Below are 25,104 nucleotides of genomic sequence, written 5' to 3'. Positions count from 1 at the left end.
CAATATAATATGGAACGCCCGTTCCAGAAGCTTGCATTCCGTCGCGCGCTGACGCAAAATAGTGACATGAAAATCGGATCGCCCTGCAAAGCCAATAAACAGCAAGCCCGCAGCGAAGCCAAGCGTGCTGCGCTGGTGGAGGCTGCGATCGACGCATTTGGCGCGCAGGGGTTCGAAGGCGCAAGCCTGCGTGACATAGCCCGCAACAGTGGCGCCGGGTTGGCTGCGGTTTCCTATCATTTCGGCGGCAAGGCCGAGCTGTATCTTGCCGCCGCCGACGCCATTGCCGCACACCTGCAAGAGATGACCCAACCGGTTCTTGAGAACCTGACCGACCCCACGGGCCCTGCCCCGGCGCGCCGTGTGGAACAGGCGTTGGATGCGGTGATATCTTTGGTGTTGTCGGATATTGCCCCTGCCAAGTGGTTGCAGTTCTTTTCACGCTGCGAGATGGAAAACGATGAAAGCTTCGGTCGGATCTATGGCCGGGTGATGACGCCGCTGATCGTGGCGCTTTCGGATGTCCTGAAGCAGGCCGGGCCGAGCCACGACAGCCCAGGGGAAACCCGCACCCGGATCGGGGCGCTTATTTTGCTGATCTTCAGCCTGCGCAGTCAGCGGAACTTTTCAACGCTTGTGTTGGGGTGGCGTGACGAGCCGCTGGATCTGAGCGTGGTTCAGGCGCTGGTGAAACAGGTGTTCCTGCCCGATCTGTATCAAGTGCGCGGATAACCGAGCGGCCCGAAAATCGCGGCGGTGCGTTCGCCCATGCGGCGCCTGAAATCAGTCGCCCGTGTTCTTTTGGTTTAGCGGCGCGAAATCAGATCTTCGAGCCCCACCGCACCGCGCGGTGTGAAGCCCACGACACGGGTTTTGGGATCGCGCGTGGCCCAGCCCAACTCTTCGATCCGGTGCAGCATCGCGCGGCCAAGACTTCCGGCGAGATGCGAACGCCGCTCGCTCCAGTCAAGGCATTCGCGACACACTGGGGTGCGTTTTGCCTCCAGCGCCGCGAGGTCAATCCCGAAATCCTGGACGAAGCGTGTGCCCGCCGGGGTCAGGGTCAGGCTCTCGTCAGACAGCGAGAGAAAGCCCCGCTCCATCATGCTGTCGAACAGGCGTGTGGCCTTGTCGCCGGCAAGGTGGTTGTAGCAAACCCGCGCCTGTCGCAGGGCCGCGTTTTTGGGCCCGGTGCGGGTCCGCAGATGGCCCATGCCTGCCGCCAGCCCCATCAACGCCTCAAGCACATGCGCGACGTCGTCGTTTGCCAGCGAGACATATTTGTGCCGCCCCTGTTTGCGCAGGCGCAGCAGCCCGCCGTGTTCCAGCTTTCCCAGATGAGAGCTGACCGTTTGCACGGTGATCCCCGCTTCAAGGGCAAGTTCACTTGGGGTCAGCGCCTTGCCCGCCATCAGGGCGGTCAGCATGTTCGCGCGCGCCGGATCACCGATCAGGCTGGCGATATGGGCGATATCGGGACCTTCTTTCATAGTTCGACCTTAATCGAAGCATGGGCATGGCGCAATCGGCTAGGTCTGTCGCATCAACAGAAAGGATACCCGATGCTGACCTGCGTAATCCGCTACGAGATCGACCCGACGAAGAAAGACAAGTTTGTTCAATATGCGCGCAACTGGGGGCAAGCCATCCCGCGGTGTGGTGCCGATCTTGTCGGCTATTTCGCCCCGCACGAGGGGTCCAGCACGCTGGCCTATGGGATCTACAACGTCGAAAGCCTTGCCGAATACGAAGCCTATCGCGCCCGGCTGGCGGTCGACCCTTTGGGGCGCGAGAACTATGAATTTGCACAGGCAGAGAAATTTCTGTTGCGCGAAGACCGTACCTTTCTGAAACTGGCCTCTGCACCGCATGGAGGACCAGAATGATCGCCGTCATATTCGAAGTTGAGCCGCAAGAAGGCCGGATCGATCAATATCTTGATATCGCGGCCGGTTTGCGCCCGATTCTGGAACAGGTTGAGGGGTTCATTTCCGTCGAACGCTTCCAAAGCCTGTCGGACCCGCGCAAGCTTCTGTCGCTGTCGTTTTTTGAGGATGAGGACGCGGTTCTGCGGTGGCGTAACATTGAAAAGCACAGGTCCGCGCAAGCCCATGGGCGGGGCGGCGTATTCGCCGACTATCGCCTGCGCGTGGCGCATGTGATCCGAGGTTACGGAATGAATGACCGCGATGAAGCCCCCGCAGATTCCCTGCAGCGTCATGACGGGGGCTGAGATTGCCGGGCAGCGAACGGCGGAAAGGTCTGCATTCAGGACATATCAACACAACGCGGCGAATGTCCGGTCCGAGCCCAGAACGACCGATGCTGCGCGGCGCATGAATGACCGCTTCTGTGATATGCTCCAACCACGGCCTATGCACAGCATGGCTGGAGCAGAAGCTTCCTATTCTAGAGAGCCGAAATGTTCCTTAAGGTCAGACATCGCGGTGAAGTACGGGCCCGGCCCATAGCTGGCCCGTGACACGCCAATATCAGCGACAGCACGGACGGACGTCAGGTCACCCATCATCATTACGTTCACGGGCAGGCTAAGAGCGTCCACAATTTTGTGAATCAGCGAGTGATCGGCCAGCCCTGGAATAAAGAATCCGTCTGCGCCAGCAGCTTTGTAGGCGGCTTCGCGTTCGATGGCTTCGCCGATCCGCGCATTGTGGGTTGATGGATCGCTCCCAAGAAATACATCCGTCCGCGCGTTGATGAATAGATCGATCCCTTCCTGGTTTGCCACCTGACGTACTGCTTTGATCCGATCGACCTGATCTTCGACAAGATAGAGACCTTCCCCCTGCACAATCCTGTCTTCGAAGTTGATACCAATTGCGCCAGCCTTAATGATCCGGCGCACGTTCTGCGCAACCTGTTCGGGCGCGGCAGCGTATCCGCCTTCAAAATCCACGGTGAGAGGCAATTCAACTGCCGACGTGATGCGCTCAACCACTTGAATGACCAAATCGAGCGGGATGGCTTCGCCATCTTCATAACCATGCGCTGCCGCCATCGACCAGCTTCCGGTTGCAGTTGCCTTAGCACCAGCTTCGGCCAAAGCTTTTGCGCCACCGGCGTCCCAGATGTTGTAGAGGACAAGCGGATTGCCTTTTACATGAAGCGCCCTGAACTGCTCTGCCTTGATTTTTTGATCTGTCATTCTGCATTTTCCTTTGACGTTTTCCGGTAGTGCTTCTCGATTTCGAGGAGCTTCTGCTTTCGCCAAAGACCACCGCCATATCCCGTCAGCGATCCGTCCGCGCCGATAACCCTATGACACGGGACAACGAGCGCGATTTGATTGGCTCCATTAGCGCGCGCGACCGCACGTGTGGCTGACGGGCGCCCTATGCGTTTTGCGATTTCCGAGTAACTACGTGACTGTCCCGGCGGGATTAATCGCAGTTCATCCCAAACGCTTTGCGCAAAGGCTGATCCACCATAAGCCAACGGTGTGGAGAAATTGGCTGATGTTCCATCAAAAAACGCGTCTAGCTCGCTACTGATTTGCGCGCCCGGTTGTGTCTTCCCGATCCCGATCTTGCCTTTGGCAAGTTCATCCAGCTTGCCAAGCTCAGTTTTCAGGGCCTTACGATCCACAAATTCCAGAAGATGCATCTGAGACTTGCTGCAAACTGTGATCATGGGTCCAAGCGACGTTTCAACCCAGTCAGCAAAAAGGATAGGTGTACTGTCCAGCTTACCCGGCGCTCGCCCTAGGAGCTTTGCAAATGCAACCCGGAACGCACTGGCAGACTCAAATCCCGCGTCCAACTGAGCATCAATCACCTTGCCCCCATTCGACATTGTCTCGAAACCATCGCGAAGTCGGCGTTGTCTTGCCATCTCAAGAAACGTCACCCCGAATTGCCGTTTGAAACTTCGCCTCACCGTCGAAATGTCAAAGCCCATACTGCGAATGTCACCCTCGGACCAGCGATACTCTGGACGCTCATCCAGTGCCGCCAAAAGCGCGGCAATCGCAGGGTCGGCGGACGCCATTGGTTGCAGCGGATGGCAGCGTTTGCACGCGCGAAAACCTGCCTCTATGCACTCACCAACTGATGCGTAGAATGTGCAGTTCTCCGTCTTGGGCTTGCGCGCAGGACAGGTCAGCCGACAGAAAACACCGGTTGTCGAAACGCCAACATAGGCATGCCCGTCATAGGCCGCGTTGCGGTCTAGAAGCGCTTGATAGAGCGTGTCGTGATCTGGAAGGTCAAATAACATGCCTGAACCTTAGCAGTTGGGCCAGTGACATGCCGCCGGAAATCAGGCGTCTATTCTTCTTTTGCAGACATTGGCGCAGCGGCAGCGAAATGGTGCTTTGTCCGCACAGCCGACCTCGAGCACTTCACAATGCTGCGCCGATTGTAAAAGCTGCGTCGCAGCGACAGACTGGGCGGCTAGGGTCGGCTGCTTAAACACGCGCATTTAGACGCAAATTCCAAAGCTGTCAGGGGGCGCCTACAACTTCGCGCCAACCGTCCTCGTCGATGGCGCGCAGCCGTTCCAACGCGGCCTTTGCGTCTGCGCGGATGGCAGCCCGGCTTTTTTCCTTTACCGCCTCGATCCCGGTAACCAGTGCCTGGATCTCTGGCAGCGGCGTTTCGGTGGCGGCAGCGAGGGTTTGCAATGCTTCCAGGACCTTGCCGAGTTGCTTGCCATAGCTGGCAACCTCGGTTTGCACTTTGTGCTCGATTTCAGGAATACCCTGAATGTCGGGGGAAAACAGGCGCGGCACGATTTCCTGTGTCACGTCGCCTGAAAAGGGCGCGCGAAACATTGGCGCCCAAACGTCAAATGGGGTAATCATTTTTGAAACTCCTTGCGCGAAATAGCTAAAGTTTCTCTGCATCTCAGCCTTCTGTCAAACCCATCTATCAAGGCTTCGCCTTCATCCCGTCGGCTGAGGGGGCAAGCCACCACAGATGCCTGCGAAACAGGCGCAGGGCGCTGTAAACGGGTATTTTCAAACTTTGGCGGACAGCACCTTGGTCGGCCCCATGGGACATCGGCCAGAGAACACGCATTTCGTGCTGCTATTGAACGTCTTGTACCGCGATTTCAGCCATTTTCAAGATCACCTCGCGTGTGCTGGCAACAGCGATGAAGCGCGCGTTGTGGCAAAATTTGGCGCCCTTGACACCAACCACATCTTCCAGCGCGGTATCCGTCAGCCCAGCCCAAGCGGCTGGCAGATCGGCGCGTTGGTCGAAGGTGTCACTTGAAAGCTTGATGCCGTTGAGCGACCAGTCGTCGCCGCGCGGATGGATCACGAACAGGATGTGGTCTGCCTCTGCCTGATCAAGCGCCGAACGGTACGGCATGCCCATCGGAAGCTCGAGTATGGGCGATGTGCCCGCTTTGGCGATTGCCGCGAGCACGATGCTTTGCGCCCGCGCTTTCGCTGCGAGATTGTGGATTTGAGCTTCGACAAAGCTTTGCGCAATGGGCAAGGCTGCAAAGAACGCATCATCGTCGGCCGTTGGCGACGCGTCGTCGAATACCGGCTTCAGGCTTCCCAAAAGCGCGGGCAGCGTTAGGATCGACAGTGGCCCCGCGACAGACGGGTCCATTGCGCCATTGTCCAGCAGGTCAATCGGCAGCACAAATTTGGTGTCGAACTTGGTATGGATGGCCTCGGCGTCGTCCTCAGGCACGCCCATCGCCGTCAGATACGCCCGCCCATACTGCGCCCAGATCAGACCGAACGAGCTGTACGGCTGGCCATCCTCGCGCAGCGGGCCGGGACGTTGGTGATGGTCAAATATCTGCGCCGCGACGTCATATGCGCCCCCCACATCGTAAATGATCTTGTCAGCAGCTGGCGTGATCCATTGCCGGTCCCGACTGCGCAGCAGCTTCGCCTGCGGAAACAGGCGCATGAGCACGGCAGAAGACAACAACTCGTCCGCATGAAAGCCGCCAGAATGGGTGACAAGATGGGTGATGGTCATGGGCGCATTCCAATGGTTCAGTCAAATGGAAAGGCGATCAATTCGGTCGCCCTGACATGGATGTCAATGGGCGTGTGTCAAAGCTGTGCAGCCAGATCAAGATTTAAGTTGCAGGAACGCAATTTACTTCAACGGAAGGTGTACGGAACTGCGGGGCAATGCGACCGCAGACACCTGTAACGTGGTTCGACATTCGTCGCAGCGACTGGATTTTTCGATTTCAATGAGGGAAATTTGGTGCACCCGACAGGATTCGAACCTGTGGCCTCTGCCTTCGGAGGGCAGCGCTCTATCCAGCTGAGCTACGGGTGCCTGAGCGCGTCTTTACCCAATGGCCGGACGGGGCGCAATCCGTAACGCGCCCCTCGGTCATTTTTTCGTGTTACGCGTCGCCGAACAGGTCATGCGCCAGTTCAAGCGCGTCGATCAGCGCGTCCACCTCGGCGCGGGTGTTATAGAGACCAAAAGAGGCGCGGCATGTGGCCGAAACGCCCAAATGGTCCATCAACGGCCCGGCGCAATGTTGACCCGCACGCACGGCGACGCCTTTCTTGTCCAGAATCGTTGAGATGTCATGCGCATGCGCCGAGCCTTGCATGGTGAACGAGAAGATCGCCGCCTTGCCCGCCGCCTGCCCTTGCACCGAGATCCAGTTCAGCCCCGTCAGCCGTTGCTCCGCATAGGCGGCCAGATCAGCCTCGTGCGCAGCGATGTTCTGCATCCCCAGATCCATCATGTAGTCCAGTGCCACGCCCAGCCCGATGGTCTGCACGATGCCTGGCGTGCCGGCCTCGAACTTCATCGGCGGGTCGTTATAGGTGACGGTGTCGCGGGTCACCTCGCGGATCATATCGCCACCGCCCATGAAGGGGCGCATTTCGGCCATGCGCTCTTTGCGGACATAGATTGCGCCGGACCCGGACGGGCCATAGAGCTTGTGACCGGTGATCGCATAGAAATCACAGCCCATATCTTTGACATCCACCGGCATGTGCACCGCGCCTTGGGAGCCGTCAACCAGCACCGGAACCCCCCTGTCATGCGCCGCCGTGCAGATGGATTTTACATCAACAACGGTCCCCAACACATTGGAAACGTGGGTAACGGCGATAAGTTTTGTGCGTGGCGTGATGGCGTCAATGACCGCCTGTGGGTCCAATGCGCCGCTGTCGTCGGTTTCGACCCACTTGAGCACCACGCCCTGACGTTCGCGCAAGAAATGCCAGGGCACGATATTGGCGTGATGCTCCATCACGCTCAAAATGATCTCGTCGCCCGCCTGAAGCCGGGGCATCGCCCAGCCATAGGCGACCATGTTGATCCCCTCGGTGGTGCCCGAATTCAGCACGATTTCATCTTCATCCGGCGCGCCAAGGAAGCGCGCGATGGTGCCCCGGACGCTTTCGTATTTGTCTGTCGCTAGATTAGAAAGATAGTGCAAGCCACGGTGAACATTGGAATATTCATGGCTGTAGGCGTGGCTGATCGCGTCGATCACCACCTGCGGCTTTTGCGCCGAGGCGCCGTTATCAAGATAGACCAGCGGCTTGCCGTTCACCTGACGGTGCAGGATCGGAAAGTCGGCGCGGATTTTTTCGACATCGTACATGGTCAGGACAACCCCATGGCAGTGGCCCCCAGAAGGAGCAGAAAAACGGATAGGCCAAATCCGACACCCAGCGTCGCCAGCACCAGAACAAGGATGGATTTGCCGATTGAGCCAAATCCCTGTGCTTCGTCCATGAAATTAATCATGATCCACAGGCCAAAAATCCCGGCGACGATCGCGGCCAGATCGGCCAGACCGGGCAGGACAAAATAGAGAAGCACCACCACAGCCTGTAGAGCCAGCCGCAGCATCTGTACCCAGACCACCAGTACCAGAATCTCGTCCAACTGCGCCTTGCCGCCCAGGGCCTGACCGATCCAAGTCAGCAGGAAGGTGGAAATCACCATCCCCCCCGCCAGGAACAGCGCGAACAGCAGCGGCGATCCCAGAACTCCGGGCAACATCTGTGGCGAAGGCAAGGTCAGAAGCGTGAACCCGTGCAGAACCGCATTCAGCACCGCGATCAGCGCCAGCGCGGGCCACAACACCGATGTGTTCAGCCGGAGCGCCAGCAAAGTGCGCGCCGCGCCACGCGGATCACGCAGGGTCTGCGCGGTCAGCGCCTGAGCATCAGGCAAGGTCATGCGGTCTCTCCCCATTCGGCGCGGTACAGCCCGGCCAGCCAGAACCAGCCAAACACCGCCAGCCACAGCACGCCAACGGCCTGAAGCCCCACGCTCGGCCCGATAAAGCCAGCGATCAGCCCATACAACAGCATCAACGGCGACGCGGCAAGCAGCGCCCAGAACAGCGCCAGACGCGCGCCGAATGACGTGCCCTTGGCCCCGATTGCCCGCGCGATCCAGTGGCTTAGCTGCGCCAGCACATACAGCATCAACGGCGCGACAAAGACCCAGGCCAGCAAGGTCGAACCCAACAGCATGTTCAACTCCGACCCCTCCAGGTGCGCCTGCCGGGCCAGCCGTGGCCATTGCGCGACAAACACGATGACGCAACCGGCCATCAGAATGGCCAGCGCACGATCTTCACGCAGCCCCATTCCAAGCAACCGGCCGATCACCCGGCCCGGTCCACGATAGGTGGCCATGATCTCTCGGGTCACGGCCATCAGCCGCGCCTGCGGCTTAGCCAGGCATCCAACCGACCGGTGATTTCGCCACGCAGGACGTCATCTTCGATCTCATCCACCGCTTCGGCCAGAAACGCCAGAACCAGCAGATCCGTCGCCTGCGCGGTCGGAACCCCGCGCGTTTTCAGATAGAACAGCGCCTCTTCGTCGATCGCCCCCGAAGTGGACCCGTGCGAACAGGCCACGTCATCGGCATAGATTTCAAGCTCGGGTTTGGCCAGAAACTGACTGTCGCCATCCAGCAGCAACGATTGGCTGATCTGATAGCCGTCGGTTTTCTGAGCGTCCTTCTTGACCAGAATTTTGCCCTGAAACACACCGGTCGCCCCGTTGCGCAGCACCTTCTTGAACACCTGACGGCTTTCGCAACCCACCGCGTCGTGGGTGATGAACACGGTGTCGTCGTGGTGAAAATCGCCGTCGCCCATCGCGGCCCCCGCGACATGCGCCACCGCGTCATCGCCGGTCAGCTCGATCACGCAGTCGTTGCGTGTCATCACGCCATTGGCGGTCACGGTGAAGGACTTGAACAGGCTTTCCGCCCCCAGTCGGGCGAAGATATGCGTCGCGGCCCGACGTTCGTGGTCGCGGCCCTGCGCGCGGATGTGGTGGAACTTCGCGCCATCGGCCACGTCCACTTCCATCACCTTGTTGAACCGTGCCGCCGCCGGACCGTTTTCCAGAACCGTCAGTTCGGCCCCATCTTCCAGCCGGATCACATGATGCATCATCACGTCAGAGGTTTCGGATCTGTGATGATACACGAGGCTGATCGGCTTTGCTGCTTTGCCCGTCACGCGGATCAGAATACCATCGGTCGCAAACGCCGAGTTCAGCGCCGCAAGAGGCCGTGCGACCGGTGTCTGCCCATTGATTTCCAAAGCGCCATACACGTCCTTGGCCCAATGAATGTCCTTGGCCGCCGCGGTTTCCAGACGTTCGATCTCGACCCCGGCAAGCGATAGATCATCCGAGGCGGCAGGATCGAAAACGCCATCGACGAACACGATCTTGATCCGGTCGATAGCGCCAAAAATCGGCGCCTCATCGCTGACGTCGAACAAGGCCGCCTGTGGCGCCTCGGGTTGAACCAGCGTTTCGGGTCGGGTGTATTTCCAATATTCATCGCGCCGCGTAGGCAGGCCCATCGCCCGCACCCGCGCCAGTGCCGCCTGCCGCAACCCGGTCAGCCATGCCGCGCCCTCAGGCAGGGTCAGCGCCGAAAGCCGCGCTTCGGTCGCGTCTAGCTTTGCCTCAGCCACCGCCATTACATCACCTCCGCCAGAATATCGGCATAGCCGTTCTGTTCGACCTCAAGCGCCAATTCCGGCCCGCCGGTTTTGACGATCCGACCATCGGCCATGATGTGCACCACGTCCGGCTTGATATGGTCCAGCAGGCGCTGATAATGCGTGATCACCAGGAACGAGCGGCCTTCGCTGCGCAGTGCGTTTACGCCTTCGGCCACCAGTTTCATCGCGTCGACATCCAGACCGGAATCGGTTTCATCAAGGATGCACATTTTTGGCTCAAGCATCGCCATCTGAAGGATTTCGTTACGCTTTTTCTCGCCGCCGGAGAAGCCGACGTTGACCGGACGCTTCAGCATGTCAGCGTCGATCTTCAGCGTCTTGGCCTTGGCACGCACCACCTTGAGGAATTCAGCCGCGCTCATTTCCTCTTCACCGCGGGCTTTGCGCTGTGCGTTTACGGCTGTGCGTAGAAACGTCATGTTGCCCACGCCGGGGATTTCGACCGGGTATTGGAACGCCAGAAACAGCCCAGCCGCAGCGCGATCTTCGGGCTCCATATCCAGAAGCTCTTTACCTTCCAGCAGGGCCTCGCCGCCAGTCACCTCGTATCCATCCTTGCCGGACAGAACATAGGACAGCGTTGATTTACCCGATCCGTTCGGCCCCATGATCGCATGTACTTTGCCGGTCTCGACGGTCAGGTTCAGCCCTTTGAGGATCTGCTTGTCCTCATCTTCAAGTTTGACCTGAAGGTTCTTGATTTCCAACATGTTGTCTTCCTTTTCCTGTTCGCTCGTCCGCCCCCTCAGGGGCGCATCATCAGTTGCACCACCCGCAGCAGCCGATCGGCCGGAACGGGGGTGGGTGTCAGATCAAACCGGGCCATGCGCCCGGCCAGTTTGGGCAGGACTGCCCAGAAATTTCGCGACCTCGTGAAACCGCTTGCGGGTCGGGCCGATGTCCGCCGCGCCAACCTGAGCCCGGCCTTTGGGCAGGGCCAGATCGGGCCGATCCGGGATATTTAGCATGCGTTCCAAAGGCTTATTCCACAACCACAGCGGTGCCAGAGGCCGAAACCATCAGCATGGAGTTGCCCACGACCTCGTAATCGAGATCGACGCCGACCACCGCCGTGGCCCCCAATGCTGCCGCACGTTGTTCCAGCTCGCGCAGCGCGGTGTCGCGGGCATCTTGCAGCTTGCTTTCATAGGCGCCCGAGCGCCCGCCGACGATATCGGTGATGCTGGCAAACAGATCGCGCACGACGTTGGCGCCCATGATCGCCTCACCCACGACGATGCCGCGATAGTCGACGATCTTGTGACCTTCGATGAAATTCGTAGTGGTGATGATCATCGAAACGCTCCGTGAAATTCGTTGAAAATCGGGATGCACGCAGCATGCACATCACATGCACATAAGATGCATACGCGGGATACACAGGTTTTCGCGGCGCCCATCATGCGCGCAACCCCTTTGGCAACAGATCGACATAGCCCGCCGCCATGGCCGCATCGACCCGACCGCGCGTGGCCAATTCATCCAGACACAGCAACGTCAGGTCGTGGCTGTCGAACACGGCGCACGCCAGCAAGGCCAGATGCGCCAGTTGGTCATCGGACCAGCCTTTGCGATCCTCAAAGCTGCGGATATAGACCGCGTCGCCATCTATCAACTGGCTGCCCATCGCCTTGCGGTCCACGCGATCGGCCTGCGAATGCCGCAGCATCCGGGTTTTCTGATGCAGGAACCGGTGCAGCACAAAGCCCTGCGCGCGCAGTTCCTCGTCCAACTCGTTCAACATCGGTTCACCGTCATAGAGCCGGTAAAACCGCATCTCGGCCACCACGGCGACGGCTTGCGCCAGCTTGTCGCGTGCGCTGGAAATCACCGCATATTCCGACCCCTGCGCATCAATCTTGAGCAGGTCAAGCTGCGGCAGCGCCTCAAGGTCATCCAGCGCGTGCAAGTCCACCGGCAGTTCGGTTTCGGTGTTCAGGTGCCGCTTGAAATGCCCCAGATAGCCAATGCTTTTTGCGCTCAGTTTATAAACCGAGGACATTTCCGAAGCCGGATAGGCGTTGAACACGGCCTTGCCCGGAAACCCCACGGCCTTGTCCAGCACATGCAGCCAATCGGGTTTCTGCGCCATCAGGGCTGCATGGGCTTCTGGGTTGGGTTCAAAGCCCCAGACCTCTGCCAGCCCGGCGCGGGCCAGCGCGCGGTACGGCGGCGCCTCGATCGGGTTGGCCCCCACATCGGCAATCCTTACCTGCCGCAGGGGCGCAAGCCCCTCCGCCAGATAGGATATCAGATCACCGCTGCGCATGTTCATACCGTTCCGTTGCGGAAAGCCGTGGCGCGTGCGCCCTAGCCCACCGACCCTTCCAGCGAAATCGCGACCAACTGCTGGGCTTCCATGGCGAACTCCATCGGCAGCGCCTGCAACACGTCTTTGCAGAAGCCGTTGACGACCAGCGCCACGGCCTCTTCTTCATCCATACCGCGCTGACGGCAGTAGAACAGTTGCTCGTCGTCCACCTTGCTGGTGGTGGCCTCGTGTTCGACGCGCGCGGTGTTGTTGCGCACCTCGATGTAGGGCACCGTGTGGGCGCCGCAATTGCCGCCAATCAGCAAGCTGTCGCATTGGGTATAGTTGCGGCCGTGCTGCGCCTTGGGGTGCATCGAGACCAGACCACGATAGGTGTTCTGCGCCTTGCCGGCGCTGATGCCTTTGGACACGATGCGCGACTTGGTGTTCTTGCCCAGGTGGATCATCTTGGTGCCGGTATCGGCCTGCTGCATGTTGTTGGCGATGGCGATCGAGTAGAATTCGCCCTGGCTGTCATCGCCGCGCAGGATGCACGACGGGTATTTCCAGGTCACAGCCGAGCCGGTTTCAACCTGCGTCCACATCACCTTGGCGCGGTCGCCGCGGCAATCGGCGCGCTTGGTGACGAAGTTATAGATGCCGCCCTTGCCTTCTTCGTCGCCGGGATACCAGTTCTGCACCGTGGAATATTTCACCTCGGCGTCTTCTTCGATGATGATTTCCACCACGGCGGCATGCAGCTGAGCCACATCGCGTTTCGGCGCGGTGCAGCCTTCCAGATAGCTGACGTAAGAGCCCTTGTCGGCGATGATCAGCGTGCGCTCAAACTGGCCGGTGTTTTCGGCGTTGATGCGGAAATAGGTCGAAAGCTCCATCGGGCAGCGCACGCCGGGCGGCACATAGACGAACGAGCCGTCGGAAAACACCGCCGAGTTCAGCGTGGCATAGAAGTTATCCGACTGCGGCACGACGGTGCCGAGGTATTTCTTGACCAACTCGGGGTGGTCGCGGATCGCCTCGGAAATCGAGCAGAAGATCACGCCGGCTTTCTTCAGCTCGGCCTGAAACGTCGTGCCGACGCTGACGCTGTCAAACACCGCATCGACCGCGACCTTGCGGCCCTCGGCGGGCATGTCTTCGGCGCCCTCGACCCCGGCCAGGATCATCTGTTCCTTCAGCGGAATGCCCAGCTTGGCATAGGTCGCCAGCAGCTTGGGGTCGACCTCGTCCAGCGACTTGGGCTTGACCTCCATGCTTTTGGGCCGGGCATAGTAATACAGGTCCTGAAAATCGATCTCAGGGTAATGCACCATCGCCCAGTTGGGCTCTTTCATCTTGACCCAACGCTCCAGCGCCTGAAGCCGCCAGTCGGTCATCCACTGCGGTTCTTCATTCTTGCCGCTGATCAGGCGCACGATATCGGGGTTCACGCCCTTGGGGGCGTATTCCATCTCGATCTCGGTTTCCCAGCCGTATTTATAGCTGCCACCGACCTCGCGCACCGCATCGACCGTTTCCTGATCGACGCCCTCTTTTACCTGTGTCTCGTCCAAAGCAGCCATATCCGTCTCCTGTTCGCGTCTTGTGTCACGCCGCACGGGCGTTGAATTTCTGTCGTTTCGCCAGCCAGATATCGGCAAAGCGCATCACATCCTCTTCGGTGCTTTCCAACCCCAGCGACACGCGGATCGCGCCCCCGGCCAGATCGTCACCATACCCCATTGCGCGCAGCACCCGGCTGGCGCGGACCTTGCCGCTGGAGCACGCACTGCCCGCGGAAACCGCAAAGCCCGCCAGATCCATCTGCATCACCTGAGTTTCGCCCTTCCACCCCGGCGTGGCGATGCAACTGGTGTTGGGCAGGCGCGCAGTGGCTTTCCCAACAAAAATAGTATCCTTTGCCCCGGCCTCAATGGCGGCCTCAAGCGAATTTCGCAAGGCTTCGACACGGGCCCAGCGACCTTCCGCAAGGTCACGCGCTGCTGCTTCTGCCGCCGCGCCAAATCCGGCGATGCCAATCACGTTCTCGGTGCCCGCACGCCGACCCATTTCCTGCCCGCCGCCCTTCATCTGTGCCGCCAGATCGGTGCCGCGCCGGATCACCAGCGCCCCCACACCCTTCGGCCCGCCCAGCTTGTGCGCCGAGACCAGCGCCGCCTGCGCCCCCGACCAGTTGAACGCCAGCGGCAATTTGCCAAACCCCTGCGTCATGTCACTGACGGCCAGCCCCTCGGGCAGGTCCTGCACCACGCCGGTTTCCGAATTCGCCAGCTGCAAGACCGATCGCGCCGGATCGCTGACAGCCACCCGGCCCAACGCATCAACCGGCAGGTTGGTTTCAACCCAGGCCGCCACCGCCTCATGCTCGACCTCAGCCCCCAGCAAGCCGCGCCCGGCACAGATCAGCGCCGCCGCTTCGGTCGCGCCCGAGGTGAAAATGATATCCGCCCCTTCCGCGCCCAATGCCGCCGCCACCTGCGCCCGCGCCTTTTCCACCACGGCCTTGGCCGCGCGCCCTTCGGCGTGTACGCTCGACGGGTTGCCGACCACATCCATCGCCGCGATCATCGCCGCCCGCGCCTCAGCCCGCAGCGGCGTCGTCGCGTTGAAATCCAGATAGGCCCGGCTCACAGATCCGCCCCCTTGGTTTCTTTCTGACCAAAATACTCCCGCCGGAGGCGTCCTGCCCCCTCGGGTCCCGCATCGGTCATTCTTCATCCACCACAGAAAATAACGAGGGCACAGCCGGGCACGGCGCCAGCGCATTGTCGATCACATCGGACAATCGCGCCTGATGCAAAAACACATAAACATGCGCACTCAGGCTCTGCCACAGCCGGTTGGTCACCGATTGCGCCTTGCTGCCCGACAACCCGCCCGAGGCACCTGCCCCCTTGTGCATCGCATCCACGCTTTCATCCACGGCACTCAGAACTTCAACCACCCGAATTTCGCTGGGATTGCGTGCCAAGCGGTATCCACCGCCGGGACCGCGCACCGACTCGACCAATCCGGCCCGGCGCAGCTTGACGAACAACTGCTCAAGATAGGGCAGCGAAATATCCTGCCGCCGCGCAATATCGCCCAATGTGACCAGCGCGCCCTTAGGCTGCAGGGCAATATCTACCAATGCGACCATGGCATAACGACCTTTGGTACTGAGCTTCAAAACCCTATTCCCTTGCGAACTGATTGACGATACGGCTTGCAAAGCTTATCTCGCTTGCACCCGCCCGGCGCATTCACCGGGATTTAGAAACATTCTAAGGTGCTTGAGCAAATTCGTCAAGAATATAAGCCGCACCAACAGCAGGAGACAGGCACATATGCCCGAGGTCATCTTTCCCGGTCCCGAAGGCCGTCTCGAAGGTCGTTATCATCCGCAAAAGGACCGTGACGCGCCGATTGCCATCGTGTTGCACCCGCATCCGCAGTTCGGCGGGACGATGAATAACAAGGTTGTCTATAACCTGCATTACGCCTTCTACAATATGGGTTTCACCGTGTTGCGGTTCAACTTCCGCGGTGTCGGGCGCAGTCAGGGCGAATACGATCAGGGCATTGGAGAGCTGAGCGATGCCGCCTCGGCGCTTGATTACCTGCAGTCGATGAACAACAATTCCAAGCATTGCTGGGTCGCCGGCTTCTCGTTTGGTGCGTGGATCGGAATGCAGCTGTTGATGCGCCGCCCCGAGATCACCGGCTTCATCTCGGTCGCGCCACCGGCCAATATGTATGACTTCTCGTTCCTGGCGCCCTGCCCCTCGTCGGGTTTGGTGATCAACGGCACCGCTGATCGCGTGGCACCGCCCGCCGATACGGTCGCACTGGTCAACAAGCTGCACGAGCAAAAGGGCATCACTGTCACGCACAAGCAGATCGAAGGCGCTGGCCACTTCTTTGAAGACCCAGAGCACATGGACGAGATGATCGGATCAGTCAGCGAATACGTCAAACGCCGCCTGACCGAAAGCACACGCTGAGGGCACCATGGGGATCACCGAAGATCTGGCCGACGAGTTGGCCATCGAAACAATCAAAGCTGCGGCGGAGCTGGGCGACGATACTCTGTTCGACCAGATCGCCCAAGCGCTTGGGGCCACCTCAACCACCACACAAGAGGCGTTTCTGACCGCCGTGCGGGTGCGGACAGCCCAACAGCGCGCGCAGAAAATGCTGGCCGACAAGCTGGCCCGCGCGCGCGCCGCCAAACCGTGATACCGGCATGACCCGGCGGCTTGACGCACAGATGACGTTTCTGACCGAGGCGTGCAAACTCAAGTCGGTCAACCGTGCCACCACGCTTTGCGATGGATCGCGGCGCGAAAACTCGGGCGAACACAGCTGGCACATCGCGCTTTACGCGATGACCTTGGCCGAGCATGCGCCCGGAAACGTTGATATCTCTCGCGTCATTCAAATGCTGCTGATCCACGATCTGGTCGAGATTGACGCGGGCGATGCGCCGGTCTTTGGCAGCCATGATGCGACCGCGATCGAAGCAGAAGAGCGCGCCGCCGCGCAGCGGATCTTTGGCCTGCTGCCAGAGGGTCAAGGCACGGTATTTCTGGACCTGTGGACGGAATTCGAGGCCAACCAGAGCCCCGACGCGCAATTCGCCAAATCGCTTGATCGATTCCAGCCGCCAAACCAGAACCTTGCCTCGGGCGGCGGGTCATGGGTGGAATACAAGGTTGATTACCCAACCATCGAGGCCCGCGTTGGCAACAAGATCGCCAACGGCGCGCCCGCCCTGTGGGACTGGATCGCGCCGCGCATTCAGGCGTGGTTCGGCCGTTAACCGCGCCTTGTCGACCGCTGCCCCCGTTGGAACAAGGCGAGTGGTCACATGAAAGTCACGCTCTAAGCCTTTGCCTTTTTGCGTTTTTCTTCGGCAATAAGCTTCTCTGCCAAATCGCGGGCAATCGAAAACGCGCCCTTGATCTTGTCGGTGTCGCTTTTCCAATCCCGCCGCACGACGATCTTGTTGTCCTTGACCTTCGCCAGCCCGTTCTGCGCCTGAATGAATTCGACCAGCCCGGCAGGCGAGCCGAATTTGTCATTGTGGAACTGGATCGTGGCCCCCTTTGGCCCGCCATCCAGCTTGGCAATCCCGGCGCGTTTGCACATCGCCTTGATCCGCACGATCAACAGCAGTGTGTTGACCTCGCGTGGCAGTTTTCCAAAGCGGTCGATCAGTTCGGCAGCGAAACCTTCCAGTTCAACTTTGCCCTGCAAGCCACTGAGCCTGCGATACAATCCAAGGCGAACATCCAGATCCGGCACGAAGGTTTCGGGGATCAGAACCGGCACACCCAGATTGATCTGTGGCGCCCACTGGCCATCTTCCTCGGTCAGCCCTTCCAGCTCGCCCGAGCGGATCTTGGCAATCGCGTCTTCAAGCATCGACTGATACAGCTCGTATCCGACATCGCGCATCTGGCCCGACTGTTCCTCGCCCAACAGGTTGCCCGCGCCGCGAATATCCAGATCCTGCGAGGCCAGCGTGAACCCGGCCCCCAGCGTATCCAGCGAGCCCAGAACCCGCAGCCGCTTTTCCGCCGCTGGGGTCAGCTTGGCGCGCGGTTTGGTGGTCAGATAGGCGTAGGCGCGCGTTTTGCTGCGCCCCACGCGGCCCCGGATCTGATAGAGCTGGCTGAGCCCGAACATATCCGCCCGGTGGATCACCATCGTGTTCGCCGTCGGAATATCCAGCCCCGATTCCACGATTGTCGTGGCCAGCAGCACATCATATTTGCCGTCGTAGAACGCGTTCATCCGGTCGTCCAGCTCGCCCGCCGCCAACTGACCATGCGCGGTGATGAACGTGATCTCGGGCACCTGTTCGCGCAGGAACGCCTCGATCTCGGGCAGGTCGCTGATGCGTGGCACCACGAAAAAGCTTTGACCGCCGCGATAATGTTCGCGCAGCAACCCCTCGCGGATCGTCATCGCGTCGAATTCCGACACATAGGTGCGGATCGCCAGCCGGTCCACCGGCGGGGTGCCGATGATCGACAGGTCGCGTACCCCCGACAGAGACAATTGCAACGTGCGCGGGATCGGCGTGGCGGTCAGCGTCAAAACGTGGATGTCACTGCGCAGCTGTTTCAGCCGCTCTTTGTGGGACACGCCGAAGTGTTGTTCTTCGTCGATGATCAGCAGCCCGAGGTTTTTGAATTTCACCGCCTTGGCCAGCAACGCGTGGGTGCCGATGACGATATCCACCGTCCCGCGTGACAGACCATCGCGCGTAGCGGCGGCGTCTTTTGCTGTAACAAAGCGCGATAACGGTCTGACCTCCAAAGGAAATCCTCGGAACCTTTCGGCGAATCCCTTGTAGTGCTGGCGTGCCAAAAGCGTGGTCGGCGCGATCACCGCCACCTGTACGCCAGACATCGCCGCCACAAAGGCCGCGCGCATCGCCACCTCGGTTTTGCCAAAACCAACATCGCCGCAAATCAGCCGGTCCATCGGACGGCCAGAGGACAGATCATCCAGCACATCCTCGATCGCCTTCAGCTGATCATCGGTTTCCTGATAGGGGAAGCGCGCTGAAAACGCCTCCCACGCATGATGCTGCGCCTCCATCACGGGTGCGGTGCGCAACGCGCGCTCCGCCGCCACCCGGATCAGCCGGTCCGCCATCTCGCGGATCCGCTCTTTCAGGCGGGCCTTCTTGGCCTGCCATGCACCGCCGCCCAGCTTGTCGAGCAAGCCATCTTCGTGGCCGAACTTCGACAGCAGTTCGATATTCTCAACTGGCAGGTAAAGCTTTGAACTTTCTGCATATTCCAGCGTCAGGCATTCATGGGCCGCGCCCAAAGCGGTGACAACCTCAAGCCCCAGATACCGGCCGACTCCGTGATCGACATGCACCACCAGATCACCGGGGGACAGCGATTGCGTCTCGGTCAGGAAATTCTCGGCCCGGCGCTTTTTCGGCGTTTTGCGGATCAAGCGATCGCCCAGAACGTCCTGCTCGGAAATCACCGTCAGGCCGGGCGCTTCGAACCCGTGCTCCAGCGGCCATACCGCCAGATGTAGCCCGTGTTTGCCAACGCCGCGCATGTCATTGACCGGCACTGCACCCAGCACGCCCTCATCCTCGATCAACCCATCCAAACGCTCGCGCGCGCCTTCGGAATACGAGGCGACCACCACCGGACCCTTGGCAAATTTCGCTTTAATATGATCCGCCAGAGCGCTGAAAAGATTTATGTTTTCCTGCTGTCTTTCGGGCGCGAAATTGCGCCCGATCCGCCCGCCCGCATCCACGACATTGGGACCAGAGGCCTGCGCCAGCGGATGAAACTGGATCACCCGGCGCCCTGCCACGGCCGCGTTCCACCCGGCGTCATCCAGATACAGCAGCCCCGGCGGCACAGGTTTGTAAACCGTGCCGACCCGGCCCTTCTGCGCCATCGCGATGCGGCGGGTTTCATATTGATCGACAATGCCGTCGTGACGGCTGATCCGGGTCGGGGTGACCTGATCATCCAGCGTCACCGGCGCGCCGGGCAGATAATCGAACAGCACCTCCAGATGATCGTGGAAAAACGGCATCCAATGCTCGACACCTTGATGCTTGCGCCCGGCGCTGACAGCCTCGTAGAGCGGATCATCGGTGCCTGCCGCACCAAATTCGATCCGGTAATTCTGCCGGAACCGCAGGATCGCGGCCTCGTCCAGAATAACCTCGGACACCGGGGCCAGCTCGACCACCTCAAGCTTTTCCGTGGTGCGCTGGCTGACCGGATCAAACCGCCGCGCCCCGTCCAGCACATCCCCGAACAGATCCAGCCGCACCGGCCCGGAATCACCCGGCGGATAGATGTCGATGATCCCGCCACGCACCGCGTAGTCGCCCGGCTCCATCACCGTTGGCGCCTGGGTGAAGCCCATCCGCACCAGGAACCCGCGCAACGCAGCCTCGTCAATGCGTCCGCCGACGCGGGCGCTGAACGCGGCCTCGCGCAGGATCTCGCGCGCAGGCACGCGCTGCATCGCGGCGCTGACCGTGGTCAGCAGCACAAACCGGCTGGGCATCCCGTGCACCAGCCCCGCCAGCGTTGCCATCCGCGCCGCCGAAATGTCAGCATGCGGCGAGGTCCGGTCATACGGCAGACAATCCCAGCCGGGAAAGCCTATCACTGGCATGTCGGGTGCGAAAAACTTCAGCGCCGCCTCGGTCGCGGCCATGCGTTTATCATCGCGCGCCACATGGATGACCGGCCCGCCACGGGTTTCGACTTCGTTCAGGATCAGCCGGGCGTCAAAGCCCTCGGGCGCGCCACCAATCGTCAGTGAATGCGCCGGTGCTTGCGTAATCTTCGTCATGGAGAGAGATCGATCCCTGATATTTGAAGTTGTGATCCGGAAACATGAACGACAGGTTTTGATAGATGCCCCACATGGTCGTAACGAAGATAGATATCATTCCGATCACCTGGGTCCAGATCCGATGCCGCGTCAATCTGCGCCGCAGCTCGGCGCCTTCGGCCCCGTCGGCCCGGATCTGCCGCGCGGTGCGCAACCGCAACACCGCAACGATCGTCAGCGGAAAGGCCAGCAGGAATAGCGCCTGCGCCAGCTCCACATCATAGACAAATCCAAGCACGATCAGAGTGGCCAACAGAAAGCTGGTGAACCCCAGCAGCCACACCCCCGCCGTGCCGAAAATATACAGCGTCCGGTTGATGTTGACCCGCACGACGTCGTCCAGATCGGTCTCGGCCTCGGCGCCATGTTTGGCGGCGCGCACCACCATGTCATACGGCACGCCCAGCACCCAATGGCTGTTGGTGGACCACGTCACAGCCAGCGCGATCCAGAACCAGAGGTTGGAAAAAGACCGCATATCGATCATCTCGTTCAGCAGCTGATACCAAGTCACATTCGTCGTCCCGTAAAAAGTGTTCCGCATCCTTACTTTGCCCGCGCGGCAATTCCTACCCTTGAGATACGCGAATTTCCGTGCCACCCATGGCGCACTCAGCAAGGAAGACCCGATGTCCCATACCAGCCAGGCCCCCTTTCCGATCACCCGGTTTCGCCGCACCCGTCAATCGCCACAAATCCGTGCATTGGTGCAGGAAAACACGCTGAGTGTTGGTGATCTGATCTGGCCTGTCTTCGTGCGCGATGGCGACGGCGTAGAAGAGCCCGTGCCCTCGATGCCCGGTGTGATGCGCCGCTCGGTCGACAAGGTGGTCGAAGCCGCGCGCGAGGCCGCCGATCTGGGCATTCCCGCCATTTGCCTGTTTCCCTATACCGATCCGGCCCTGAAAACCCCCGATTGCGCCGAGGCCTGGAACCCCGACAACCTCAGCAACCGCGCCACCCGCGCAATCAAGGCCGCCGTGCCGGGGCTTGCCATCATGTCCGACGTGGCGCTCGACCCCTATAATTCCGACGGCCACGATGGCTTTGTCCGCGATGGCAAGATCGTGAACGACGAAACCGTCGAGGCGCTGGTGAAACAGGCGCTGGCACAGGCCGAGGCCGGGATCGACATCATCGGCCCCTCCGACATGATGGATGGTCGCATCGGCGCGATACGCACGGCGCTGGAAACCGCGGGGCACCGCGATGTGATGATCCTGTCGTATGCCGCCAAATACGCCTCGGCCTTCTATGGCCCGTTCCGCGATGCGGTGGGCGCGTCGGGCGCGCTGAAGGGCGACAAGAACACCTATCAGATGAACCCCGCCAACAGTGACGAGGCTTTGCGCCTGGTCGAACGCGATCTGTCGGAAGGCGCTGATATGGTGATGGTCAAGCCCGGCATGCCTTATCTCGATATCTGCCGCCGAGTCAAAGACACCTTCGGGGCGCCGACCTATGCCTATCAGGTGTCCGGCGAATACGCGATGATCATGGCCGCCGCCCAGAATGGCTGGATCGATGGCGACAAGGCGATGATGGAAAGCCTGATGTGCTTCAAGCGCGCGGGCTGCGACGGGGTGCTGACGTATTTCGCACCTCAGGTCGCCCGGACATTGCAAAACCTGCGATAAGCCGCCGATTCCGGCATTGCGCAGGTGACAGGACGTCGCGCAACGCCTATAGTTTTCCCGTGACCGCTCAGACAAGATCGGCGCAGCAGTCAGGCAATTCTAACGACAGGCAACAGACATGACACAGCTTTCCCGACGCAGCTTCACGCTGGCCGCTTTGGCTGGTGCAGGCGTGACCGCAGCCTGCGGTAACGGCATCGGCACCAACAGTGCCAGCAAGATCGACGCGCGCGTCGATGCAACGCTGAACCATCTCTACAGCAAATACCCCAACGCCCGCGCGGTCGGTGAGAAATCCAATGGCCAGCTGGTCATGCCGCTGGTCACCGAAGCCGGATTCGGCTTTGGCGGCGGCTATGGCCGCGGCGCGCTGCGGGTCAATGGCACCACTGTCGACTATTACTCTGCCACCAAAGGCAGCTTCGGACTTCAGATCGGCGCACAGCAATATGCCCACGTGCTGTTCTTCATGACCGAAGACGCGCTCAGCCGCTTCCGCCACTCGTCAGGCTGGGCCGCCGGGGCGGATGTGGAATATGCCTTCAACGATCTGGGCGAAAACATGCGCGCCGAAACCACGACATCGACCGCGCCCGTGATCGCGGTGATCTTCGGTCAGGCCGGTCTGCTGGTCGGCGCCACGCTGGAAGGCGTGAAATACACCCGCATCATTCCCTGACAGACAGATTCAGGCCAATCAAAGGGGCGTTCCGGCCCCTTTTTCTTTCCCACGTCCGGCTTCTTTCTGATCCAAATACTCAAATCCCGCCCGCACCACAGGCGCGGCGTGTGCAAAGTCAGCGCTCGGCCTTCTTTTCCCAGCGCCCTGACTCTTCGGACCAGTATTGCGCGCTGCATCCCGCATCGGTCAGCGCCTTCCACTGCACCCGCGCCGCCTGCACCGCGTCGGGATCGTTGCCGTCAAACAGCACACAGACCCGCTCCAGCGCCTTCACCTCGTCGGGGCTGACGGCGGCACCGTCCAGCGTCATCAGACAGGCCGCGTCATTCGTTGCCGCCTGCCCGACCGCACACAGCAGAACTGGCTGCAACGCATCATGCGGCCCACCGGCCTGCCCGTGCGGTAAAAACCCCTCTGCGGCGCCCAGCCACAACCGCTGATCCAGCCAGTCCAGCCGCGCCGGATCGGAGCCGCGCACTTCCACCCGCCAGCCCGCTGCCATGGCCTTGCCCAACAACATGGGCAAGGTCACCTCCAGCGGTGCCCGCGTCAGATGATAGAAATACGCAGCCCCCATCGTGCTCAGCCCTCGTAACCGTCCGCAATCAGCCGGTTCAGCGCCATCACGCCCCAACCGGTCGCGCCCTTGGGCGCCAGCGCGGTGTCGGCCTTCACGCTGGCCACACCTGCGATATCCAGATGGATCCACGGCGTGTCGGGCTTGACAAACCGTTGCAGGAACTGCGCTGCCGTGATCGACCCGGCATCGCGCCCGCCGGTGTTCTTGATATCGGCAATCTCCGACTTGATCTTATCGTCATAGGCCTGCCCGAGCGGCATCCGCCACGCGCCTTCGCCCTCGGCCTGCGCCGCCTTCAGAAAGCTTTTGCAGAAGTCATCGTTGTTGGAAAACACGCCGGCATTTTCATGCCCCAGCCCGACGATGATGGCGCCGGTAAGGGTCGCCAGATCAATCATCCCGGTCGGCGCGAACCGCTCTTGTGCATACCAAAGCACATCGGCCAGAACCAAACGGCCCTCGGCGTCGGTGTTGATCACCTCGATCGTGTCGCCCTTCATGGATTTCACCACGTCACCGGGCCGCGTTGCATTGCCCGAGGGCATGTTTTCCACCAGTCCGACCAGCCCGACCACATTGGCCTTGGCCTTGCGCAGCGCCAGCGCGCGCATCACGCCCGCCACCACGCCGGCGCCGCCCATGTCCATGGTCATGTCTTCCATGCCCGCAGCCGGCTTGATCGAAATCCCGCCGGTGTCGAACACCACGCCCTTGCCGACCAGCGCCAACGGCGCCGCATCCGCTGCGCCGCCCTTCCACTGCATCACAACCACTTTCGACGGGCTGTCACTGCCCTGACCGACGCACAGCAGGCTGCCCATGCCCAGCTTTTCCAGCGCCGGTTCATCCAGCACCTCGACCTCAAGCCCCAGATCGCGCATCGCCTCAAGCCGGTTGGAAAATTCAGTGGTGGTCAGCACATTTGCAGGCTCGCTGACCAGATCGCGGGTGAAAAACACCCCCTCGGCCACCGCCAGCATCGGCGCTGCCGCCTCGGCCGCCTCTTCGGGTTTCGTGGCCATGACAACCACACCCGCCTGCGGCTTGGTCTCGCTGGTCTTGTGGTCGGTGAAGGCATAGACCCGCATCACCAGACCCAACGCGATCTCGACCACCTTCTGAACATTGCCTGCCAGCAGCAACACCGCCGCCCCATCCTTGACCTTGGCCAGCGCCGCCCCGGCCTTGCGCGCATCGTCCAGCGCGGGACGGCGCGACAGCCGCACCACGTCCAGCGCCTCGGCGGCCATGCCCACCGGGCAGGCCAGCGTCGTCACGTCGCCGTCTTTCATCTTGCTGAACTTGTCCGAGCCCACGAACCGCTCCAACGCGCCTTTCGTCAGCCGATTGACCCGGCGCGCGGCAGGATCAAGCTTGCCCTCGGCGTCCACAATCACGGCCACGCGGCCTTCTGTGGTGGCGATCTGATCCAGATCGGTGGCCTGAAAACGGATGGAAACGGGGGTGGTCATCGGCATGCTCTCCTGTTTGCTTGCCCTGAGTCCTAGCGCGCGCCCGCCGACATTGCCAGATAGCAGTTTTCCCCCGCGATTACATCCTGTAACACTTACCA

At 60.7% G+C, this 25,104-nt stretch carries 28 protein-coding genes and 1 tRNA gene; 8 read left to right on the top strand and 21 right to left on the bottom strand.

Annotation, left to right across the window (positions count from 1 at the left end; genetic code table 11):
* Positions 1-66 precede the first annotated feature (66 nt).
* The gene (locus tag BSF79_RS01255; RefSeq protein WP_175545226.1) at positions 67-732 is read left to right on the top strand and encodes a TetR/AcrR family transcriptional regulator; all 666 of its coding nucleotides are present in this window, start codon (positions 67-69) and stop codon (positions 730-732) included.
* A gap of 74 nt (positions 733-806) precedes the next feature.
* Here BSF79_RS01255 and BSF79_RS01250 read toward each other — a convergent pair whose 3' ends face one another.
* A complete protein-coding gene (locus BSF79_RS01250; protein WP_090267199.1) occupies positions 807-1,490 on the bottom strand; it encodes an ArsR/SmtB family transcription factor in 684 nt (227 codons plus the stop codon).
* A 72-nt stretch (positions 1,491-1,562) separates the two neighbouring features.
* On the opposite strand from BSF79_RS01250, the gene BSF79_RS01245 reads away from it, so the two are divergent.
* Positions 1,563-1,886 carry an NIPSNAP family protein gene (locus BSF79_RS01245; protein WP_090267195.1) on the top strand — a complete coding sequence of 108 codons (324 nt, stop codon included), beginning with the start codon at positions 1,563-1,565 and terminating at the stop codon, positions 1,884-1,886.
* A complete protein-coding gene (locus tag BSF79_RS01240; RefSeq protein WP_090267192.1) occupies positions 1,883-2,233 on the top strand; it encodes an antibiotic biosynthesis monooxygenase family protein in 351 nt (116 codons plus the stop codon). The genes BSF79_RS01245 and BSF79_RS01240 overlap by 4 nt, the downstream gene beginning before the upstream one ends.
* A 171-nt stretch (positions 2,234-2,404) precedes the next feature.
* Here the strand turns inward: BSF79_RS01240 and BSF79_RS01235 are convergent, their stop codons facing one another.
* The 16 genes from BSF79_RS01235 to iscR all read right to left on the bottom strand — a co-directional run bounded on the left by BSF79_RS01235 (position 2,405) and on the right by iscR (position 15,419).
* Positions 2,405-3,166: an isocitrate lyase/PEP mutase family protein gene (locus tag BSF79_RS01235; protein WP_090267189.1), complete on the bottom strand. Its 762-nt coding sequence runs from the start codon at positions 3,164-3,166 to the stop codon at positions 2,405-2,407.
* Positions 3,163-4,236 (bottom strand): bifunctional transcriptional activator/DNA repair enzyme AdaA, encoded by a 1,074-nt coding sequence (locus BSF79_RS01230; protein WP_090267186.1) that lies wholly within the window; start codon positions 4,234-4,236, stop codon positions 3,163-3,165. Before BSF79_RS01230 ends, BSF79_RS01235 begins: the two co-directional genes overlap by 4 nt.
* Before the next feature lie 226 nt (positions 4,237-4,462).
* Positions 4,463-4,822, bottom strand: a complete 360-nt coding sequence (locus BSF79_RS01225) for a hypothetical protein (protein ID WP_090267184.1) — start codon at positions 4,820-4,822, stop codon at positions 4,463-4,465.
* Positions 4,823-5,048: 226 nt separating this feature from the next.
* A complete protein-coding gene (locus BSF79_RS01220; protein ID WP_090267181.1) occupies positions 5,049-5,966 on the bottom strand; it encodes an MYG1 family protein in 918 nt (305 codons plus the stop codon).
* 235 nt (positions 5,967-6,201) lie between these two features.
* Positions 6,202-6,278 (bottom strand) — tRNA-Arg (locus BSF79_RS01215).
* A 70-nt stretch (positions 6,279-6,348) separates the two neighbouring features.
* The gene (locus BSF79_RS01210) at positions 6,349-7,575 is read right to left on the bottom strand and encodes a cysteine desulfurase (protein WP_090267178.1); all 1,227 of its coding nucleotides are present in this window, start codon (positions 7,573-7,575) and stop codon (positions 6,349-6,351) included.
* 2 nt (positions 7,576-7,577) lie between these two features.
* A complete protein-coding gene (locus BSF79_RS01205) occupies positions 7,578-8,159 on the bottom strand; it encodes a YIP1 family protein (RefSeq protein ID WP_090267175.1) in 582 nt (193 codons plus the stop codon).
* Positions 8,156-8,644, bottom strand: coding sequence for a YIP1 family protein (locus BSF79_RS01200; RefSeq protein WP_090267172.1), 489 nt, complete (start codon positions 8,642-8,644; stop codon positions 8,156-8,158). The genes BSF79_RS01205 and BSF79_RS01200 overlap by 4 nt, the downstream gene beginning before the upstream one ends.
* Positions 8,644-9,933: a Fe-S cluster assembly protein SufD gene (gene sufD / locus BSF79_RS01195; RefSeq protein WP_090267168.1), complete on the bottom strand. Its 1,290-nt coding sequence runs from the start codon at positions 9,931-9,933 to the stop codon at positions 8,644-8,646. The genes BSF79_RS01200 and sufD overlap by 1 nt, the downstream gene beginning before the upstream one ends.
* Entirely contained in the window at positions 9,933-10,688 is a 756-nt protein-coding gene (sufC, locus tag BSF79_RS01190; RefSeq protein ID WP_090267165.1) for a Fe-S cluster assembly ATPase SufC, read from the bottom strand. The genes sufD and sufC overlap by 1 nt, the downstream gene beginning before the upstream one ends.
* A 102-nt stretch (positions 10,689-10,790) precedes the next feature.
* Positions 10,791-10,946: a hypothetical protein gene (locus BSF79_RS19670; protein WP_175545225.1), complete on the bottom strand. Its 156-nt coding sequence runs from the start codon at positions 10,944-10,946 to the stop codon at positions 10,791-10,793.
* 13 nt (positions 10,947-10,959) lie between these two features.
* Complete coding sequence (locus tag BSF79_RS01185) at positions 10,960-11,274, bottom strand: heavy metal-binding domain-containing protein (protein ID WP_090267161.1); 315 nt, start codon at positions 11,272-11,274, stop codon at positions 10,960-10,962.
* A 103-nt stretch (positions 11,275-11,377) separates the two neighbouring features.
* A complete protein-coding gene (locus tag BSF79_RS01180; RefSeq protein ID WP_090267157.1) occupies positions 11,378-12,253 on the bottom strand; it encodes an FkbM family methyltransferase in 876 nt (291 codons plus the stop codon).
* A gap of 35 nt (positions 12,254-12,288) precedes the next feature.
* Complete coding sequence (gene sufB / locus BSF79_RS01175) at positions 12,289-13,812, bottom strand: Fe-S cluster assembly protein SufB (protein WP_090267840.1); 1,524 nt, start codon at positions 13,810-13,812, stop codon at positions 12,289-12,291.
* A gap of 25 nt (positions 13,813-13,837) precedes the next feature.
* Positions 13,838-14,881 (bottom strand): cysteine desulfurase family protein, encoded by a 1,044-nt coding sequence (locus tag BSF79_RS01170; protein WP_175545224.1) that lies wholly within the window; start codon positions 14,879-14,881, stop codon positions 13,838-13,840.
* Between the two features lie 76 nt (positions 14,882-14,957).
* Entirely contained in the window at positions 14,958-15,419 is a 462-nt protein-coding gene (iscR, locus tag BSF79_RS01165) for a Fe-S cluster assembly transcriptional regulator IscR (RefSeq protein ID WP_090267150.1), read from the bottom strand.
* Positions 15,420-15,576: 157 nt separating this feature from the next.
* On the opposite strand from iscR, the gene BSF79_RS01160 reads away from it, so the two are divergent.
* The 3 genes from BSF79_RS01160 to BSF79_RS01150 are packed head-to-tail and all read left to right on the top strand — an operon-like array spanning position 15,577 to position 17,051.
* On the top strand, positions 15,577-16,233 hold the full coding sequence (locus tag BSF79_RS01160; RefSeq protein ID WP_090267837.1) for an alpha/beta hydrolase: 657 nt from the start codon (positions 15,577-15,579) through the stop codon (positions 16,231-16,233).
* 7 nt (positions 16,234-16,240) lie between these two features.
* Complete coding sequence (locus tag BSF79_RS01155; protein WP_090267147.1) at positions 16,241-16,468, top strand: hypothetical protein; 228 nt, start codon at positions 16,241-16,243, stop codon at positions 16,466-16,468.
* A 7-nt stretch (positions 16,469-16,475) separates the two neighbouring features.
* Positions 16,476-17,051: an HD domain-containing protein gene (locus BSF79_RS01150; protein WP_090267143.1), complete on the top strand. Its 576-nt coding sequence runs from the start codon at positions 16,476-16,478 to the stop codon at positions 17,049-17,051.
* A 62-nt stretch (positions 17,052-17,113) separates the two neighbouring features.
* Here BSF79_RS01150 and mfd read toward each other — a convergent pair whose 3' ends face one another.
* Together mfd and BSF79_RS01140 are read right to left on the bottom strand one after the other, a co-directional pair.
* Positions 17,114-20,590, bottom strand: coding sequence for a transcription-repair coupling factor (mfd, locus tag BSF79_RS01145; RefSeq protein ID WP_090267140.1), 3,477 nt, complete (start codon positions 20,588-20,590; stop codon positions 17,114-17,116).
* On the bottom strand, positions 20,526-21,176 hold the full coding sequence (locus tag BSF79_RS01140) for a component of SufBCD complex (RefSeq protein ID WP_342741827.1): 651 nt from the start codon (positions 21,174-21,176) through the stop codon (positions 20,526-20,528). Before BSF79_RS01140 ends, mfd begins: the two co-directional genes overlap by 65 nt.
* A gap of 85 nt (positions 21,177-21,261) precedes the next feature.
* On the opposite strand from BSF79_RS01140, the gene hemB reads away from it, so the two are divergent.
* Together hemB and BSF79_RS01130 are read left to right on the top strand one after the other, a co-directional pair.
* Positions 21,262-22,269 (top strand): porphobilinogen synthase, encoded by a 1,008-nt coding sequence (hemB, locus tag BSF79_RS01135; protein ID WP_090267137.1) that lies wholly within the window; start codon positions 21,262-21,264, stop codon positions 22,267-22,269.
* A gap of 118 nt (positions 22,270-22,387) precedes the next feature.
* A complete protein-coding gene (locus tag BSF79_RS01130; protein ID WP_090267134.1) occupies positions 22,388-22,948 on the top strand; it encodes a lipid-binding SYLF domain-containing protein in 561 nt (186 codons plus the stop codon).
* Positions 22,949-23,066: 118 nt separating this feature from the next.
* Here the strand turns inward: BSF79_RS01130 and BSF79_RS01125 are convergent, their stop codons facing one another.
* Complete coding sequence (locus BSF79_RS01125; RefSeq protein WP_090267130.1) at positions 23,067-23,528, bottom strand: DNA polymerase III subunit chi; 462 nt, start codon at positions 23,526-23,528, stop codon at positions 23,067-23,069.
* Positions 23,529-23,533: 5 nt separating this feature from the next.
* Complete coding sequence (locus tag BSF79_RS01120) at positions 23,534-25,003, bottom strand: leucyl aminopeptidase (RefSeq protein WP_090267127.1); 1,470 nt, start codon at positions 25,001-25,003, stop codon at positions 23,534-23,536.
* Between the last annotated feature and the right edge of the window lie 101 nt (positions 25,004-25,104).

Source organism: Thalassovita taeanensis (genome assembly GCF_900110775.1).
Taxonomy (GTDB): Bacteria; Pseudomonadota; Alphaproteobacteria; order Rhodobacterales; family Rhodobacteraceae; genus Litorimicrobium; species Litorimicrobium taeanense.
This window is presented reverse-complemented; position numbering and strand designations above follow the sequence as displayed.